The following is an 861-nucleotide window of genomic DNA, read 5'->3' as shown; positions in this document are numbered from 1 at the left end:
AATCAATTGCGACTTGCTCCAAATGATTTGAAGTGAAATCACTTCCGTGATCGGTATAGAAAGTTTCAGGTATACCACATATTTGCCAATCAGAGTTGCTTTTTTTCCATATTGCTTGGTGTAAAACTAAAGAAGTTTGAATAGCAGAAGGAGCTTGAAAACTAAGGAAATACCCTGCAACTGCTCGGCTATAATCATCTAAAATAATTGTTAACCATGGCCTCTCAGGCTTTCCTTTTTCGTTTAAAACAAGGATATCCAAGGGAGTGTGGTCAGCCTGCCATATTTCATTGGGATAATAAGACTCACGACGATAAACCAAATCATAATTATTTTGATATTCTTTTTTTCCTTTATGAGCAAGTTCCTTTAATTGTGGCGACAGATTTTTAGCAATCGCATATACTTGATTGTAACTAGGCGGGGCCCAATTTTTCTTTTTACAAATTTTACAGACTTTCCGATGAATAGAAGTTAAGGTGTTTTCCTACTTTTAGTCAAGTGCTATTTAGAGAGAGAGTAGTAAACTGATAGGCATGCCAAATAATCCTTCAAAAGACTACTTTTTTTTGAAGAAACTTGGTACAATTTAATTAATCACAGAGAACCTATTGATTATTTTGGTGAGAGATCATAATCATATAGTTTCCCGTGAAGTACTAAATAGTGAATGGATTTTAAAAATCGATCCATACAAGCAATCAGAACGACCTTGTGCTTTTTAGCGTGAGGTTGTTTTTTTGCTCGATAATAGTAATCAACGATATGATTCGGACCTGATTTTTGTGAACGAATCATATTTGTTATGACAAGATATAATGTTTTTCTAGCGAATGTATTCCCTCGTTTACTAATTTTATC

At 34.0% G+C, this 861-nt stretch carries 1 protein-coding gene and 1 pseudogene; both read right to left on the bottom strand.

What is annotated here, in order from left to right; all coding sequences use genetic code 11:
• On the bottom strand, positions 1 to 322 hold a 322-nt coding region (locus tag ACFO5Y_RS08155), incomplete at its 3' end, for an integrase catalytic domain-containing protein (protein ID WP_380706409.1).
• A gap of 293 nt (positions 323 to 615) precedes the next feature.
• Positions 616 to 861 (bottom strand): annotated as a pseudogene (locus tag ACFO5Y_RS08150) (IS110 family RNA-guided transposase); the annotation flags it as partial.

Source organism: Ruoffia tabacinasalis, from assembly GCF_042652985.1.
Lineage (GTDB): Bacteria > Bacillota > Bacilli > Lactobacillales > Aerococcaceae > Ruoffia > Ruoffia tabacinasalis.
This window is presented reverse-complemented; position numbering and strand designations above follow the sequence as displayed.